This window comes from Shewanella sp. SM32 (genome assembly GCF_025654235.1).
Taxonomy (GTDB): domain Bacteria; phylum Pseudomonadota; class Gammaproteobacteria; order Enterobacterales; family Shewanellaceae; genus Shewanella; species Shewanella oncorhynchi.
This window is the reverse complement of the sequence record NZ_JAKKRO010000046.1, coordinates 1-15,954: the sequence shown is the minus strand read 5'-3', so window position 1 is coordinate 15,954 and position 15,954 is coordinate 1. Positions and strand designations below refer to the sequence as shown.

Annotated in this window: 16 protein-coding genes and 1 tRNA gene; 10 read left to right on the top strand and 7 right to left on the bottom strand. The window is 44.6% G+C overall.

Annotated features, from left to right (window positions below):
* Nucleotides 1-22: 22 nt before the first annotated feature.
* Nucleotides 23-1,795 carry a DUF885 domain-containing protein gene (locus L5M10_RS16870; RefSeq protein WP_263161001.1) on the top strand — a complete coding sequence of 591 codons (1,773 nt, stop codon included), beginning with the start codon at nucleotides 23-25 and terminating at the stop codon, nucleotides 1,793-1,795.
* Nucleotides 1,796-2,046: 251 nt separating this feature from the next.
* Here the strand turns inward: L5M10_RS16870 and L5M10_RS16865 are convergent, their stop codons facing one another.
* On the bottom strand, nucleotides 2,047-2,367 hold the full coding sequence (locus tag L5M10_RS16865) for a hypothetical protein (protein WP_028760093.1): 321 nt from the start codon (nucleotides 2,365-2,367) through the stop codon (nucleotides 2,047-2,049).
* Nucleotides 2,368-2,587: 220 nt separating this feature from the next.
* On the opposite strand from L5M10_RS16865, the gene L5M10_RS16860 reads away from it, so the two are divergent.
* Genes L5M10_RS16860 through L5M10_RS16850 form a run of 3 tightly spaced genes read left to right on the top strand, consistent with a single transcriptional unit; the run spans nucleotide 2,588 to nucleotide 5,586 of the window.
* Nucleotides 2,588-3,082, top strand: coding sequence for a putative 4-hydroxy-4-methyl-2-oxoglutarate aldolase (locus tag L5M10_RS16860; RefSeq protein ID WP_028760092.1), 495 nt, complete (start codon nucleotides 2,588-2,590; stop codon nucleotides 3,080-3,082).
* 57 nt (nucleotides 3,083-3,139) lie between these two features.
* Nucleotides 3,140-4,966, top strand: coding sequence for an AsmA family protein (locus L5M10_RS16855; protein WP_263255622.1), 1,827 nt, complete (start codon nucleotides 3,140-3,142; stop codon nucleotides 4,964-4,966).
* Nucleotides 4,966-5,586: a BsuPI-related putative proteinase inhibitor gene (locus L5M10_RS16850; RefSeq protein WP_263161005.1), complete on the top strand. Its 621-nt coding sequence runs from the start codon at nucleotides 4,966-4,968 to the stop codon at nucleotides 5,584-5,586. The genes L5M10_RS16855 and L5M10_RS16850 overlap by 1 nt, the downstream gene beginning before the upstream one ends.
* A gap of 123 nt (nucleotides 5,587-5,709) precedes the next feature.
* Here L5M10_RS16850 and L5M10_RS16845 read toward each other — a convergent pair whose 3' ends face one another.
* Nucleotides 5,710-7,257, bottom strand: coding sequence for a LysM peptidoglycan-binding domain-containing protein (locus tag L5M10_RS16845; protein WP_263255621.1), 1,548 nt, complete (start codon nucleotides 7,255-7,257; stop codon nucleotides 5,710-5,712).
* A 232-nt stretch (nucleotides 7,258-7,489) separates the two neighbouring features.
* Nucleotides 7,490-8,281, bottom strand: coding sequence for a hydroxyacylglutathione hydrolase (gene gloB / locus L5M10_RS16840; RefSeq protein WP_263255620.1), 792 nt, complete (start codon nucleotides 8,279-8,281; stop codon nucleotides 7,490-7,492).
* Nucleotides 8,282-8,435: 154 nt separating this feature from the next.
* Here gloB and L5M10_RS16835 point away from each other — a divergent pair, with 154 nt between their 5' ends.
* Entirely contained in the window at nucleotides 8,436-9,173 is a 738-nt protein-coding gene (locus L5M10_RS16835) for a class I SAM-dependent methyltransferase (RefSeq protein ID WP_263255619.1), read from the top strand.
* A gap of 33 nt (nucleotides 9,174-9,206) precedes the next feature.
* A complete protein-coding gene (locus L5M10_RS16830) occupies nucleotides 9,207-10,115 on the top strand; it encodes a LysR substrate-binding domain-containing protein (RefSeq protein WP_263255618.1) in 909 nt (302 codons plus the stop codon).
* Nucleotides 10,116-10,262: 147 nt separating this feature from the next.
* Here the strand turns inward: L5M10_RS16830 and rnhA are convergent, their stop codons facing one another.
* Entirely contained in the window at nucleotides 10,263-10,733 is a 471-nt protein-coding gene (rnhA, locus tag L5M10_RS16825; protein ID WP_006081489.1) for a ribonuclease HI, read from the bottom strand.
* Between the two features lie 70 nt (nucleotides 10,734-10,803).
* Between rnhA and dnaQ the strand changes: the two genes are divergently transcribed.
* The 3 genes from dnaQ to L5M10_RS16810 all read left to right on the top strand — a co-directional run bounded on the left by dnaQ (nucleotide 10,804) and on the right by L5M10_RS16810 (nucleotide 13,384).
* On the top strand, nucleotides 10,804-11,532 hold the full coding sequence (gene dnaQ / locus L5M10_RS16820) for a DNA polymerase III subunit epsilon (protein ID WP_173496648.1): 729 nt from the start codon (nucleotides 10,804-10,806) through the stop codon (nucleotides 11,530-11,532).
* Between the two features lie 10 nt (nucleotides 11,533-11,542).
* Entirely contained in the window at nucleotides 11,543-12,916 is a 1,374-nt protein-coding gene (locus tag L5M10_RS16815; protein ID WP_263255616.1) for a TIGR03503 family protein, read from the top strand.
* A 391-nt stretch (nucleotides 12,917-13,307) separates the two neighbouring features.
* Nucleotides 13,308-13,384, top strand: a tRNA-Asp gene (locus tag L5M10_RS16810).
* A 182-nt stretch (nucleotides 13,385-13,566) separates the two neighbouring features.
* Here L5M10_RS16810 and L5M10_RS16805 read toward each other — a convergent pair.
* The 3 genes from L5M10_RS16805 to L5M10_RS16795 all read right to left on the bottom strand — a co-directional run bounded on the left by L5M10_RS16805 (nucleotide 13,567) and on the right by L5M10_RS16795 (nucleotide 15,346).
* Nucleotides 13,567-14,403: an OmpA family protein gene (locus L5M10_RS16805; protein WP_263255615.1), complete on the bottom strand. Its 837-nt coding sequence runs from the start codon at nucleotides 14,401-14,403 to the stop codon at nucleotides 13,567-13,569.
* Entirely contained in the window at nucleotides 14,403-14,825 is a 423-nt protein-coding gene (locus tag L5M10_RS16800) for a DUF4398 domain-containing protein (RefSeq protein ID WP_131525782.1), read from the bottom strand. The genes L5M10_RS16805 and L5M10_RS16800 overlap by 1 nt, the downstream gene beginning before the upstream one ends.
* A 344-nt stretch (nucleotides 14,826-15,169) precedes the next feature.
* Nucleotides 15,170-15,346, bottom strand: a complete 177-nt coding sequence (locus tag L5M10_RS16795) for a hypothetical protein (RefSeq protein ID WP_263161017.1) — start codon at nucleotides 15,344-15,346, stop codon at nucleotides 15,170-15,172.
* Between the two features lie 483 nt (nucleotides 15,347-15,829).
* On the opposite strand from L5M10_RS16795, the gene L5M10_RS16790 reads away from it, so the two are divergent.
* The coding region (locus L5M10_RS16790; protein WP_263197725.1) for a transposase at nucleotides 15,830-15,954 on the top strand (125 nt) is incomplete at its 3' end.

The window sequence follows — 15,954 nt, the reverse complement described above, 5'->3', positions numbered from 1 at the left end:
TCTCAACAAAGGACCCATAATAATGAAAAAAAACGCTATTTCCCTTGCGATAGTGCTATCGCTGGCCAGCCTTGCTGGTTGTCAGTCCCATACGAGTCAAATCGCGCCCGTGGTCGCACCTGAAATTAAAGCCCACTCATTTGAGCAATTTTCAGCATCCTTTATTGATTCATTGTGGGAATTGTCACCGACTTGGGCCTTATACAGTGGCAAGCATGTTAACGATGGTTACCTTGAAATCCCCGATGCAGCAGGTCGAGCAAAGACCTTAGCGTTTGTGAAAGCTCAGCAAGCGCAATTGACTCAGTTCGAGCAAAAGTCGCTAACGCCGAATGAACTGATTGATTACCATCTGATCGACAATTTACTCGGTAGTATGGCATGGGAAATTGACAGTTTTAAATCTTGGCAGTGGGATCCTTCAAGTTACAACGTATCGGGCGGTTTTGCCCAAATCATCAATGAAAATTTCGCTCCATTAGATGACAGATTACGTTCGGTATTAGCGCGTTTAGAAAATGTGCCAGCTTATTATGCTGCTGCGCAGGCGAACATTAGCAAACCAACATTGGAGCACTCTGAGTTAGCAGTGCTGCAGAATCAAGGTGCATTTTCGGTTTTTTCCGATGACTTATTAAAACAGGTCGCCGACTCTGGTCTGACTGATGCGGAAAAAGCGTTATTTAAAACGCGTTTCGATGCAGCAACTGCCGCGATTAACGGCCATATCGCTTGGTTAGACAAATTAGTGGTTCAACTTAAAAAAGATGGAGCACGTAGTTTTAGAATTGGCGAGGCATTATATGAGCAAAAATTTGCCTTTGATATCCAAGCGGGGATGACGGCGAAACAGCTATATCAAAAAGCCGTAGCCGATAAAGAGCGTGTTCAAGGAGAAATGGCTAAAATTACCGATAAGTTATGGCCTAAATATTTTACTATGCCAAAGCCCGCTGACAGTAAGCTCGCCATTCGCCAATTAATCGATAAATTATCGACTCAGCATGTTCAGCGCGATGAATTCGTGAATGAAGTGCGTAAGCAAATTCCAGAGCTGATTGAATTTGTAAATAAGAAAAAACTAGTCACATTAGATCCTAAAAAACCACTCGTTGTCCGTGAAACGCCCGAATATATGCGTGGTTATGCCGGTGCATCAATTAGTGCGCCTGGACCCTATGAGAAGTCAGGTAATACTTATTATAACGTGACGCCGCTCGATGGCATGAGTGATGAGTCTGCCGAGAGTTACTTACGTGAATATAATCACTGGATCCTGCAAATCCTCAATATTCATGAAGCCATCCCAGGGCACTACACTCAACTCGTTTATTCTAATCAATCTCCGAGTTTAGTGAAAAGTTTATTTGGCAATGGCGCTATGGTTGAAGGTTGGGCGGTTTATACCGAGCGTATGATGTTAGAAGAAGGCTATGGAAATTTTGAGCCTGAAATGTGGTTGATGTACTACAAGTGGAATTTACGTGTTATATGTAACACGATTTTGGATTATAGCATTCATGTGAAAGGCATGACCGAAGACCAAGCTATTGCCCTGATGATGAATGAAGCCTTCCAACAGCAAGCTGAAGCCGAAGGAAAGTGGCGCCGTGCGACACTTAGTCAAGTGCAACTGACGAGTTACTATTCAGGTTATCGAGAAATCTATGATTTCCGTGAAGAATACAAAAAATCGCAAGGTAAAGATTTTGACCTTAAAACTTTCCACGAAACATTCTTGAGTTATGGTAGTGCACCAGTGAAATATATTCGCCAATTAATGCAGAGCAAATAAGTTCGCATATTGATATAAATCAGCAGAGCTTAGGCTCTGCTTTTTTATGCCAAATAGCTAGACAGGTATAGTGTGAGCTTAACATAAGTTGGCATTGTTACTTATGAAATGAAATCGTTAACACTGTGCGAATAATGAAAAGCCAAAAATTCTGCCATATAACCGAAAAAGTATATATTTCGTTATATGGCATATGCAGATGTTAATCAAACAATTTCACTGCGTGGTGATAGAGCACAATGGCGATAAACTTACTTCTTAGATTTAGATGATGCCATCAGCGCTAATACTTCATCGTAAGAAATGTTAAATTCTCTAGACAAGTTAATGATTTTTGTTTTGTAGGTTTGAATATTCTCTTGCTGAGCTAATTGATGTTTCTTTTCTTCAACTAACTCATTAACGGTTTCTTGTAATATCAATAATCGACGTAAACTATAGTCGAGAGATTTAATATATTTACCCATTTGTTGCTTGTTACGTGCTTGCTCAAGATCCGTTGAGACTTTCTTATCATATCCATACTCATCAAGAGCTGCGATTGCGCTCTGTAAATCAAGATCAGTTGTCATTTGGTTTTCGCTTTATAACAAAGAGGTGTGGGAACAAATTTATGAAACTTTAAAGAGTGTCATAGGACGTTAACTATCGCAGATTATAATGCTTATGCCAATATACACCAAGCCTTTGCACGTTAAAATGAAATAAAAAATTCCGCTGATTTTTGCTTTGACCTTGTCGGGGTCTACAATAATGAGTAGTCTAAAGTTATAGACTATCATGGAGATTCAAATGCTTGATCTACTACCAGATTTATTCGACCACTATCCGTCTAAATTACAGTTACTTCCCCTTGCATTTAAACCCTTTGGTGGTAAACGGCTCTTCTGGGGCGAGATAGTCACAGTAAAGTGCTTTGAGGATAATTCAAAGGTAAAAGAGATACTTGCACAGGATGGGCATGGAAAAGTGCTCGTTGTCGATGGGGGCGGTTCTCTGCGCCGCGCATTGTTAGGGGATCTCATAGCGCAGAGCGCCTTAGATAATGGTTGGCAAGGGATAGTGATTAATGGTTGTGTTCGCGATGTGGCGAGATTAAATACTTTCAGCTTAGGTGTCTTTGCCTTAGGGGCTATGCCGATAAAAACCGAAAAGTTAGGTCAAGGCCAAATTAATGTGGCTGTCGATATGGGGGGCGTGACGGTTAAGCCTGGTATGATGCTCTATGCTGATGAAAATGGTATTGCAGTAAGTGATGAAATGTTGAACTTTGCATTTTTAAATTAACATTTCTAAATGCATTAGTTGCTATAAATTCAAGTTGTTTTTGATAAGGATATTTATATGAAATTCATTAAGTGGCTCTTAGCCTTAATGGTGACGCTCATTCTTTTAGTTACCGTTTATCTCACCGTCTTTTTCGACCCTAATGATTTTAAACCTGAAATAGTCGATGCCGTAAAAAAACAAACGGGTCGTGAATTAGTCATTACTGACGATTTATCTTGGACATTTTTCCCTGTTATAGGGATTAATTTAGGAGGGGTGTCTTTATCTAACCCTGAAGGCTTTACGCCTAAGGCTATGTTAGAAGTCAAAAAAGCCGTTGCTGAAGTGGCGCTAATGCCGTTGTTTAGTCAGAAAATTGAAATTGCAGAATTGAGTCTCGATGGCGCAACGATCAATTTAGTCACCCGTAAAAATGGCACTAGCAGTTTCGATGGGTTGAGCGGCGATAATAGCCCAAAAACAGCGTCTCCAGCTGCTGCCGGATCCTTATCGAATGCCAAACTTAACGACATTAATATTGGTGGCATTTCTATCACCAATACCCAAATTAATATGATTGACGAAGCTAATAAGCAGACACAAGTCTTTACCTTAAGTAGCTTCACCCTAGGTGAGTTCGCTTTAGAACAATTTGCGCCCATCGCCTTTGAATTCAGTGCAACTATGCCGGATATGACGGTAAGTAGCGAAGCTAAAGGTGAACTAAAACTCAGTCGAGACTTTAAACAACTCGTTATCAATGGGCTGAAAATTGATACTGTGGTGGAAGGTGAGAGTATTCCGAACAAGAAACTCGAAACATCTGTCAGCTTAGCAACTCAAATCGCCCTTGATAAACAGCAATTGTCCGTCGATATTGCGCAGCTTACCGCGGCGAGCATTACCGCTGCGGGTAAAGTAGGTGTTAATTATGGTACGAAAATTCCACAAATTAATGCTGATTTTCAAGTTGGCGATATTGATTTAGATACACTGTTACCTAAAACAGAGGCCACCGCCACCGCTGAACAAGCGCTAGCAGCAAACACTCAGGCAGTTGAGCCTGATCTCTCAGCCCTTAAGCAGCTTGATGTAAAACTCAAGTTGACTGTTAAGTCTATTAAGGTCGCGAATCTGTCGACTCAAAATTGGTTAATGGATGTGGGCATTAAAAATGGCGTGTTAGATCTGACGAAACTGAATGCGGATTTATATCAAGGTCAGTTGCTGGTGAGCGCTCAGGTTGATGCTCGTCAAGCAGTGGCGAGTTATCAATTTGATAAAAAAGTGACGGGCGTACAAATTCGTCCTTTGCTGAAAGATGCGGCGGATGTGGATTTATTGGCCGGTACAGCCAACTTTGATGTGAAGGGGAAAGGTAAGAGTTTGATCCCTGAGCAGTTAAAGAAAAACCTGTTAGCGAATGGTCATTTTGATATTAATGATGGTGCTCTGTACGGGGTAAATATTCCACAGATGATCCGCAGCGCCCAAGCTAAGTTAAAGGGTGACTTATCGCCAGAAACGAAGGCGGAGCGCAAAACTGACTTCTCGAGTCTGACGGGCAGTTTCTCGTTGGATAATGGCGTTGCCACGAATCCAGATCTTGCCTTGTCTTCGCCTTTACTGCGTTTGGATGGTAAAGGCACTGCGAATTTATTGACTGAAGCCTTGGACTACAGACTAACCGCTAGCCTAGTGAATTCATTGAAGGGTCAGGGCGGTAGCGACAAAGATGCGCTGGCTGGAGTTGACATTCCGTTGGCGATTACAGGCACTTTCCAAAAACCTGAATATGCTTTGGATACTAAAGCCTTACTGAATAATCAGCTAAAGGAAGAAACCGACAAAGCTAAGGAAAAATTAAAAGACTCCTTATTGAAAAAACTAGGCGGTTTTTAATGGTTGCTTCAACGCGTTACGCATTACTTGTTTGCGCGAGTGCTTTTGTCGGCGGGCAACTTGTTGGGTGCTCGGCGCCCGAAGCCGCTGACACGAGTCAGTCAACCAAGGGTGAGACTACAACAGCTGCGGCCGTTCAGCCTGAGATTATTCGCGCTGCCGATCTGGCGCTCGATGTTTCTGGGCTTAAAAGCACTCCGACATTAAAGGCTGAACCTGTGATGGCAGAAAAGGCACAAGGCCTGCTTCGCGGCGAATTAACTTTAGAACCTTTTATCGATTTTAAGCAGCCGGTAAAGGCGACATTGACTGTGACAAATCCACAAACTTATGCTGTCGGCCTACGTTATAACTCTGGGATGACGGCGGATTTGTGGTTGGTAACGCAGGAGGGAAAACGTCTGTGGGCTTGGTCGGATGATATGATGTTTACCCAAGCATTACGTGATAGCCAATTGGCTGCAGGGAAAGTGATCACGACTTCATTTAGTATTCCGCCCAAAGCATTTGCAGGAATACCTGCAGATGGTGCTCGCCTAGAAGCGCATTTTGCCGCTAAAGCATTAGAGTCTGATGCCGTTGTTATGGCGCCTGTTGTCTTATTACTGACGATGGAATAACGTCGCCTCTCATATAGAAAAAGGCAGCAATCCGATAGGGTTGCTGCCTTTTTGTTATCTATGGCTCAATTTTGCTTAGGATTTATAGCACTAATCCGTTCGAACTATGTGCCAGTGTAGTCCTTACGCACTCAACTTAGTTTCATCAACCACTAATTTGATCACTTGGCCTGGTTGTAAATACTGTGATTGCGCTAGGCTATTCCACTCGAGTAGCTCGGCAACAGTTACGTTAAATTTATTGGCGATACGGGCAAGTGAATCACCGGATTTTACCTTGTAACTGACAGTACGAATTTGTGCGGTTTGCTCAAGCTCCTTTGGTGCTAAGATCACTAACTTCTGACCGTTTTGTAGCTTGCTATTCTTAGCCAATTTGTTCCAAGTGCTGAGTTGTTTCACCGTCACTTTATGGGCTTGGGCTATTTCTGAGAGTGTGTCTCCTGACTTAACCTGATAAGCAATTTTTGTTGATTCAACTGCAGCATGTGATTTTTTCGGCAATTGCTGCTTAGTTGACAGGGCATAAAGTTGCTTGTCTTGCGCATCGACAGGAATAATCAAATGCTTGCCTGCGACGATCGTGTTGCTTTTCATGCCGTTGGCGGCGCGAATAGCGGCAACGGTCGTATGGTGCTGCGTAGCAATCTTGCCAATGCTATCGCCAGATTTGATCGTGTAACGTAACCAGCTGATCCTATCTTCGGTTTCTGTTTCAGCGAGCGCTTTTTTAAATTCTTCCGATTTATCAATTGGTAGCACTAAGGTGTGCGGACCAAGTGGCGACGTAGCCCAGCGGTTATAACCTGGGTTGAGTTTTTGTAACTCAAGCGTGGTCATATTGGCAAAACCTGCCGCCATGGCTAAATCAATTTGGCTATCAATATCAACCACTTCAATAGTGGGATTGTTGTCGATTGGCGCTAAAGATATGCCATATTCATCAGCGTGTTTAATGACTTCTGCCAGTGCGAGCAGTTGCGGCACATAGCGCTCCGTCTCTCTGGGCAAATCCAATGACCAAAAATCCGTTTTTAAGCCTTTTTTCTCGTTACGTTTGATCGCATTGAGCACCCGTGATTCACCCGAGTTATAGGCAGCAATGGCATAAAGCCAATTGTTATTGGTTTTATCGTAGAGGTATTCCAGCATATCGAGCGCCGCAGTCGTTGATGCGGGGACATCACGGCGACCGTCATACCACCAGCTCATTTCTAAACCGAAATGACTGGCCATAGGTGTGGTAAATTGCCACAGACCCGATGCCGCGCCAGTCGATGATGCGGAAGGATCAAAGGCGCTTTCAATTATGGGTAACAAAGCTATCTCAATAGGAAGATGACGCTTTTCAAGTTCTTCTACAATCATGTACATATAAGGTGCAGCACGTTCCGAGATGATCGCCAGATGCTGTGGATTTTTGATGTACCAATCACGGTATTGATTCACCAATTTTTGATCTGGAACCGGTAACTGCATGCCTTGACGAATTCGCTCCCACACATCGGTAATTTGCGCCGATGGAGCCTCGGTTGCGAGGTAATATTCTGGGACTGTATTTTCGGTTGTGACGGCTTCAACTTCTGTTTGGTTAACGCCATGGTTGTCTAATGTTTGACAGCCTGTGAGTAGGGCAAATCCCCCTACAACAACATAAAGTGATACTCTCATTGAAAACGGTAGTCCTCTGTTAGTGCATCGCTTTTCTTTATAGTAACAGTATGTTTTATATGAAGATAAAGACGACGCAGCGCGCAAAGTTTTCACGCAAAACGAGCCATTCTATGGGATCTTTTCGATCTTGTCCCTTAATTATCGTACATAATGTAAGGCCATTTTTGACTTACATCATCAAAAATGAGAAAAACTGTTTGAATTTCAATCTATAATATTGCTTTTGTGATCAAAAATTATCTTTCCACTGTCTGAGTAAGGTAAAACCGCTGAGTTCGTCTAAATTTGCGTGATTTAGACCGCTAAAATGCTGTTTTATGTTATCGACAATTTCAATGTCGCTAGGGCGTAAAAAAGGATTGATGGCACGCTCTAAAGCGATGGTGGAGGGAACAGTCGCTTTGTCTTGGCGACGTAACTGCATCGCGCGTTCGTTATAGTCTTGGAGCTCGCGATTGTTGGGATTGACCGCGAGGGCAAATTTGAGGTTTGAAAGTGTGTACTCATGGGCACAATAAACCCGAGTGTCGGCGGGAAGCTGGGCAAGTTGCTGTAGTGAGTTGAGCATTTGCGCTGGCGTACCTTCAAATAAGCGTCCGCAGCCGCCGCTAAACAGGGTGTCACCGCAAAATAAGGCATCTTCAACAACGTAGGCTATATGTCCTGCTGTGTGGCCTGGTACATCTAAGACTTGCAGATCAGCGCTGAGATACTCCAGCGTGAATTTGGGCTTGGATTTTGCGTGCAGTGGATGTGTGATTCCTTCGATCTTCTCATTATCTGGGCCATAAACCGTGAGTCTATTATGACTATAGGCTTGAAGCGCTGCTACGCCACCCGTATGGTCATTGTGGTGGTGGGTCAGTAAAATGCCCGCTAGCGTGAGTTGATTGGCTTGCAGGTAGTTAATGACCACATTTGCATCGCCGGGATCGACAACATAAACCTGAGTATGGGGCTGTTGTTGTAACACCCAGATATAATTGTCATTAAAGGCTTTGATCGCTGTTATAGTGAGCATAGAACTGCCTATGTCTGTATTTCAATTTGAAGATAAAGGTATTATCCATGAGTGAACGGCCCTTGGCGACCTTTGCCGCTTTTGCCCTGTGGCAGAATGTTGGTCATCTTTGACCCCATTGGATACTTGTCTACCCAGCTAACGGAGGAACTCTGTGTCGCATTTTAGTACTGAGCTCAAGCCCGAACAATGGAGTGACCTACCCAATGGTGAGGCACTACAGCAAGCCGTCGCTAAACAGCTTGAAGAGTGGTGGCCAAGAGTCTTTGGTTATCATTTATTAAAGTTAGGGCCTTTGAGTGCCGAATTGTCGAGCATGGCATCGCCTGTCGCCCATCATTTTTCACTCTCGCCATCAAAAGGCGCCTCTATTGAAGGCGATTTTTGCCATCTACCCCTGCAGAATGCGGCGATAGATGCGGTGGTAATGAGTCTATTGCTCGAATTTGAACCCGATCCTTACCGTATTCTTCGCGAAACCGATAGGGTACTCATCGCCGGAGGCTATCTTTTTATCGTCGGTTTTAATCCCTTAAGTCCGGTATTTTTGGGTAAGTTATGGCCTAAATATCAGGATTGTCTTCCTTGGAATGGCCGTTTTTTTATGCCTTCGAGGGTGCGAGATTGGTTAGGTTTATTAGGTTATCAAGTGGTGGGAGATGAGCGTTTGGTCTATCACCCATTAATGGGCGAGTTTACCCAAGGTAGATTTTTTCAACAGAGTTTAGCGTCATGGCTTCCTAGCGCGGGCAGTTTGTATTTGATTGTGGCACGTAAACTCGAGTCGCCACTCACACCTATTCGCGATAAACGTAAGGTGCGGCAGACAAATTGGACCACGGCGCCGACCGCGGGTCGTTCGGGGCATTTATCAGAGCATTCGGAAAACTGACAAGCCATTTCCATTTTAAGTACAGGTTTTTATATGCGGATCACCTTAAGACAACTGGCAGTATTTGAGGCTGTCGCACGTAGCGGCCAAGTCGCAAAGGCGGCTGAACAAGTGAATTTATCACCACCTGCTACATCTATGGCCTTGGCTGAATTAGAAAAGCAGCTAAATGCCCGCCTATTTGAACGTATTGGCAATCGATTACAGCTTAACTCGCAGGGTAATTTACTGCTGCCATTGGCAACGGATCTATTACACCGTGTTGAACAAATTGAGCAGGCATTTACTTATCATGGTGGTGATCTGGTTGGGCGTTTAAGCATCAGCGCCAGTTCGACAATCGGCAATTATCTAATGGCGAAAGCCGCAGTGGCATTTTGTCAGCAACATACTCAAACCCATGTGGATGTGGCGATTACTAATACTCAAGATGTGATCCAAGCGGTTGCTCAGTTCCGCTCTGAAATGGGTTTTATTGAAGGCCATTGCACCGACAATCGTTTAAGTGTCGAGGCATGGCACAAGGATAGACTGCTGGTGTTTTGTCATCCGGCGCATCCTCTGGCGGGGAAAGTGGTTAAACCTGCGGCGGTTAAAGGCCAGTCATGGGTGTTACGTGAAGAAGGCTCGGGTACTCGTGAGTATTTTGTCAATGCCGCCAATGAGTTGGATATGCAGCCAGAAGCTAAATTCTGCTTTACTACGCCGGATGCAATTAAACTGGCGGTGAAACAAGGTGCTGGGCTTGGGGTGTTATCTGAGCTGGCGCTGGAGAAAGAAATCAGTCGTAAAGAGTTGGCGTTAGTCACTATTGAGGGACTCGTACTCGAGCGGCAGTTTTATCGCATCACCCATAAGAGCCGTCAGGCGACATCCCTAGGTCAAGCTTTTGTGCTGTTTTGTGAGAATTTTTTCAATATTGCAGGTGTGGAACTGAAATAAACCGTTTGATAGCAATGGCTCATAAATAGTGAGCTGACAGTGAGATGAGTAGTGAAATAAGTCATCACGCCCAAGTGCTTAACTTAGGCGTGATGGCATCGAACTTACTTTTTCGAATTTAGCGAGTTTACACTGAGTAGTACTGGGTTAAGGCTGATAACCTAAATCGGGTTGGGTTGGTTTAGATTCTGCCGCGGTGCGAGCTAACACATCGCAACGTTCGTTTTCGGCGTGTCCTGCGTGACCTTTAACCCATTGCCAGTCGATTGTGTGCATCTGTGAGGCTTTATCTAATCGTTTCCATAGGTCAACGTTTTTGACTGGGGTACGGTTTGATGTCATCCAACCTTTTTTCTTCCAGCCATGGATCCATGTCATTATGCCTTGGCGCATATATTGGCTGTCGCTGGTGAGCACGACTTGGCAAGGCTCTTTCAAGCTTTCTAACGCTATGATTGGGGCTAACAATTCCATGCGATTATTGGTCGTGAGCGCAAAACCGTCGGACATCTCCTTTGTATGGCCTTTATAATTCATTACAATGCCATAGCCGCCAGGACCGGGATTGCCTAAGCAAGAGCCGTCGGTAAAGATGTGGATCAGTTTTAGTTCAGTCATCAAATTGTTACCATAGCCGGGAATTTCGGCCGAGTATAACTAAAAATTGTCATAAGAAGCGCATAAAAACATGAATATTATCTCTAATGCTAGCCGTCAGGTTATTTTAGATACCGAAACCACAGGTATGAACCAGGGCAGCGGCGCCATCTATTTAGGCCATAGGATCATCGAGATTGGTTGTGTGGAAGTGGTAAACCGTCGTTTGACGGGGCGTTATTACCACCAATATATCAATCCAGGTCAAGCAATTGATCCCGAAGCTATCGCTGTTCACGGTATTACCGATGAGCGCGTGGCTAAAGAGCCGCGTTTCCATCAAATTGCTCAAGAGTTTATCAACTTTATCGACGGCGCTGAAATCGTCGCACATAACGCGAACTTCGACGTGAACTTCATGGATCATGAGTTTTCACTGCTGCAGCCGCGTGGTCCGAAAACCGCTGATATTTGTCAGATCCTCGATACCTTAGAGATTGCTAAGTTTTTACATCCCGGCCAGAAAAACAATCTCGACGCTCTCTGTAAGCGTTACGGCGTCGATACTTCTCGCCGCGAGTACCACGGCGCATTACTCGATGCCGAGATCCTCGCTGATGTTTATCTGATCATGACTGGCGGGCAGACAAAGTTTAATTTGTCTAACGAAGAAGCGGGGCAGGAAGCGGGGGGGATTCAACGTTTTGATCCGCAATCACTTAATCTTAAAGTGATTGGCGCATCGGCCGATGAACTGACAATGCATGAACAACGCCTTGATTTAGTCGCAAAATCAGGTAAATGCCTCTGGAGAGGATAGAAGAATTACTATGCCGATGTCGCGCCATAAACCCATTTTAGCTTTTTGCCTGCTTGCCACTATGCTGTTATTTAGTGTGGCGAGTGTATTGGCCGCTGACCTAGATCCCGCTAAAAAAGTCGTCAAGCCGCCCAAGGCTACGCCGATTGTAGGATTGGAGACGGCTTCCGAGCTTAAAAACCGTTTTCGTATTGATCATATGGTCGATAACATGACCTTATTAGTGGAGCGTGAATATGGCTCTGCGCCTGTGGTCATAGTGTTACCCGATGGCAGTAAATGGTATGCCAATCGTCATCCAGAAACCGTTAAGTGGGTTGATGGTATAACGGGCGATATTATTTACATTGAGTCACCACAGCCCGGACCTTGGCAGTTGGTGGGCAAGGTCGTCTCTGGTTCAACCCTTAAGAAGCTCTCTAAACTCGAAATCGAAGTTCAGCCTTTACCACAGCCAATCTTCCAAGGTGAACAAGTTAAAATTGTCGCGCAGTTAATGGGTGACGAGCAGCGTGTGCGTATGCCTGGGTTAGATTATTTAGTCGAATGGACGGCACATTTTGTGAGTAAACATAAGGCGGGCGATGAAAACTTTGCCGCGGGTGACATTATTGTTGGTTCCTATAAAGACAATGGTGAAGATTACGATGAAAAACCCGACGATGGTGTATTTACCAGCAATATCAATATAAAGCAGCCTTGGGGTGATTATGAGTTTGTCGTGCAGGCACGTAATAATGTGTTTGAACGGCAGGTTTCATTCCCGTTTAAATTGTCACCTCGGCCAATTAATCTAGAAGTCATTACCCCTGACGATCCGCTAACAGGGCAATGGAAAGTCATGTTACACGTGGATAAGACAGTGTTGCAGCTGGCTGAGACGCATTTTTCCTTTGAGTTAGTCGGCCCTGCTGGCTTGCAACTGCCTTTGGTTGTTAATGGTCTCACTGAGCCTGACTCTGAATTAGATTTACCTACAGTGACAGAGTTTGGTAGTTATCGAATTAAAGGTTTTGTGGCGACGACGACTGTCACTGGTCGTGAAATCGTGCTGGATTTACCTGAGCTTTTCTTTAACTTAATTCAACCACCAGAACCACCACCAAGTGCTGAAGAGTTGGCTGCTGTTGCTGCACAAAAAGCGGCAGAGGAAGAAGAGCTTGCGAAGAAAGATGCAATGTTCTGGATCATTACAGTCAACGCTATCTTATTAGTCTTAGGCGTGGTGGGATTAATTGTGTGGCGTAAGCGCCAAAGTTTGGCGCAGGCCTTAGCTGCCGCGGAGTTACGTTTATTAAATGAAGCATCTGCAAATTCACCCGCAGCGCCTTCATTAGATGAAATCGATCTTACAATGCCAGATGAGGCAGATAAAGACCGTTAGCCAAGCGTTGCTTAATGTGTTTGATTTATGACTTTGAACTGGAACGTTGCAGCGATATTTGGGATATAAATCAAGGTCTGCAATTGATTTGGCTTTTTTTTAATCAAATGATAAATCGAAGTAAAAAAACGGTTGACGCCTGCAGGGCTCAACCGTATTATTCTTCGCATCTTAAGCAGAGCCTTGATAAGTGTGTTGAATTATCGTTCTGTTTTAACATCAGCGGCCTGTCACGTTGGAGTTAGCGGGTTAGATACCTGTCAAATACTTGTATATGGAAAAATTTGGAGCGGTAGTTCAGTTGGTTAGACTATCGTTTTAACATCAGCGGCCTGTCACGCTGGGGTTAGTGGGTTAGATACCTGTCAAATATTTGGATATGGAAGAATTTGGAGCGGTAGTTCAGTTGGTTAGAATACCGGCCTGTCACGCCGGGGGTCGCGGGTTCGAGTCCCGTCCGCTCCGCCAAATTGCAAAAAGCCCCATCGAAAGATGGGGCTTTTTGCTTTTTACTGATCTCCTTAATTTCTGCGCTGTTCATCTTATTAGCGATGAGACTCGATTCAAATGTCAGCAAGGATCACGCTGAAATCTTAATATGATTAAGTGATAGCTACTGTGGAGCCTGTGCGGTGTCGGTGAGGATGACTTCAACCCGACGGTTTTGCTGGCGGCCACTGGCGGCCACTGGCGGACTCATTATTGGCAACCGGTGAGCTTTCACCTTTACCTAGGCTACTGAGCCGATTGGATTGGATCCCTTTTCCTTGTAAAAAATGGCTAACACTATCAGCTCTTTGCTGCGATAAACCCAGATTGTATTGTTCACTGCCTACACTATCTGTATACCCTTCAATCATGGCACCACGCGCGGGATACTTGTTCAGAAAGTTCGCTAGGTTGGTTAGATGTTGACTGGTCGATGACTTAAGATCCGCTTTGGCAGTGTCAAATAAAACATCACCTAAGGTTACGACCCAACCACGTTCTGACTGACGGGCATTCAGCAATGTGAGCAGGGCTTGCAGTTCGGTCGTTTCCTGACGCGCATCTGCAGCATCAGCACGGGCTAGTCGCGCATCTTGATGGGCTTGATTGGCCTCTGTGGTGCGAGCATCCAATCTGGCGTCATCGCGTTTTTTAGCGAGGACTTTGTGTTGATCCTCGGCAAAGCGGCTCTGCGCTTGAGCTAAGGCAATATTGACTTTCTTATCAGCAACAAACACTAGGTGCTGTGATTGTTGCTCATCTTTTACCGGTTGTTCAGCAGCGCGAACGGCTTCTTCAGCTTGTTTAATGGCAGCAGGGGCTAAAATTGCCAGTTCATTATTCGCTTGCAGTTTATTAAGTTCTGTACGGATATCACCGATGCCTTCAGCTATTTTGGGCGTACTGCTACAAGCTGCTACAGTGGTTAGGAGTAGGCTATATGCCAGTATTTGGCTAAAACGTAAAGGCAGACCCGACGAAGCGATAAGTTTTTTCATTACTGAATTCCTCCTGAACGGCGCAACATTTCTTGCTGCAGTATGCTGATATTGTTTTTCATTTCATTATTGACGCTATTGGCTTGTGCCAGCTCAGCGCGAGCTTGTGCCAGTTCGGCCTCAAGGCTCGCCTCTATGGCGTAACGATCGGCGCTGACAGTGTCCATATTGAGTAATGCGCTGCTTGCAGATTGAAGTTTAAGTCTGGCCTGTGCCAGTTCATTTGAGGCATATTGGCCGACTCTTGCTTGCTCAGCGCGGGCAATGGTGTGTTCAGCCCGTTCCATTTCTGCGGTCTTAGTCAATGGCGTTGAACTACAGCCCACGAGCGCTGTTGCAATACAGCCTGCCAATAAGAAGTGCTTGGCTCGCTGTAAACCGATTGGATATTGCTGTGGTTGTTGATTTTTATTGATGTTCATTTGAAATTCCTTTCTCGGAAACAGTGCACCGAGTGTGGTCTTTAGGTTTGTTATTGCACCATGCACAGTCAATATGCTGGTGAATAGCCCCATTTTTGAGTCAGTTGGTATGAGTGAGTAATTTGACGCCACGGAAATTCATGAGCTACTCCTCTGAGTAAAGAGGGCCGGTACACTAAGGGTTGCATCGGCTTGAGCTAAACGCAGTGTGTTACTGCATGGTTTAGTTTTTGCACTTAATCAATGAAACTTTTCCCTGTTTGTTCGTCACGTTCTAGGCTAACGAGTGATGATTTGGCTCTTTTTCAGTCCAGTTATCTTCCTTGTCGTTTGATTTAAGTTCTTCAACCTCGCTTATTGTGTGTGCTTTTACTGGTATCCACGTCTTGTTTAGCTTTATCTGCAACTGTGGTTTTGATCATCTGACGGTTGCGGGCTACGACGGGAGGATTGGCTTTGTTGGTGTTGGAATTCTGTGCATCGTTATCGATGGATTTATGTTGTTCTGTGAATTTTTTCATATAAACCTCAAGTAACCCGGTGTAGTGCAAGAGTGCATGAACCGTACATTCAGCATGACCTGCTAAATATTGAACGTCTGTGCGTTAGCGCGCATGGGATTAGTGATGGCAATATTGGCCGCTCGGCACGTTTTTTGTTTGCTGGGCGGGCCGATATAATCAATAATAATGCATTGATTACAAAGGTAATGTGTCGGATATTAGGCAGCATCAGTTTGCGCCATGTTGGCGTGTAGGGTTGATGACTGCCTGTTCTTATTTATGGTTTGCAGTACCAGTGTGGGTTTAGTACTGAAGTGGCATATGGGATAACGATAGAATGGCTGTTGTACGAGTGGTCTAGCCATCCGTTATGTGTATTTTTATTGTCATCCCAAAACCACCGCCTCTGGCGGTGGTGATTGTTCCTTGAGGCTATAGCCTGAATTACGCCCATGCTAAAAGAGACTTCTTATTCACCACAAGTAAGAGGAAACGAAAAGCATGGGCGATTATAGAAGTTCATCACATGTTTATTGGCGTTGCAAATATCATATTGTTTGGACTCCGAAGTACCGTTTTAAAATTTTAAAAGGAAACCTTGGTAAGGAGTTATACAGGTCAATTTA

Bases quoted from the DNA above. Each gene is read 5' to 3' on its own strand.
- L5M10_RS16870 (WP_263161001.1), top strand. From the start codon at position 23: ATGAAAAAAAACGCTATTTCCCTTGCGATAGTGCTATCGCTGGCCAGC.
- L5M10_RS16865 (WP_028760093.1), bottom strand. From the start codon at position 2,367: ATGACAACTGATCTTGATTTACAGAGCGCAATCGCAGCTCTTGATGAG.
- L5M10_RS16860 (WP_028760092.1), top strand. From the start codon at position 2,588: ATGCTTGATCTACTACCAGATTTATTCGACCACTATCCGTCTAAATTA.
- L5M10_RS16855 (WP_263255622.1), top strand. From the start codon at position 3,140: ATGAAATTCATTAAGTGGCTCTTAGCCTTAATGGTGACGCTCATTCTT.
- L5M10_RS16850 (WP_263161005.1), top strand. From the start codon at position 4,966: ATGGTTGCTTCAACGCGTTACGCATTACTTGTTTGCGCGAGTGCTTTT.
- L5M10_RS16845 (WP_263255621.1), bottom strand. From the start codon at position 7,257: ATGAGAGTATCACTTTATGTTGTTGTAGGGGGATTTGCCCTACTCACA.
- gloB (WP_263255620.1), bottom strand. From the start codon at position 8,281: ATGCTCACTATAACAGCGATCAAAGCCTTTAATGACAATTATATCTGG.
- L5M10_RS16830 (WP_263255618.1), top strand. From the start codon at position 9,207: ATGCGGATCACCTTAAGACAACTGGCAGTATTTGAGGCTGTCGCACGT.
- rnhA (WP_006081489.1), bottom strand. From the start codon at position 10,733: ATGACTGAACTAAAACTGATCCACATCTTTACCGACGGCTCTTGCTTA.
- dnaQ (WP_173496648.1), top strand. From the start codon at position 10,804: ATGAATATTATCTCTAATGCTAGCCGTCAGGTTATTTTAGATACCGAA.
- L5M10_RS16815 (WP_263255616.1), top strand. From the start codon at position 11,543: ATGCCGATGTCGCGCCATAAACCCATTTTAGCTTTTTGCCTGCTTGCC.
- L5M10_RS16805 (WP_263255615.1), bottom strand. From the start codon at position 14,403: ATGAAAAAACTTATCGCTTCGTCGGGTCTGCCTTTACGTTTTAGCCAA.
- L5M10_RS16800 (WP_131525782.1), bottom strand. From the start codon at position 14,825: ATGAACATCAATAAAAATCAACAACCACAGCAATATCCAATCGGTTTA.
- L5M10_RS16795 (WP_263161017.1), bottom strand. From the start codon at position 15,346: ATGAAAAAATTCACAGAACAACATAAATCCATCGATAACGATGCACAG.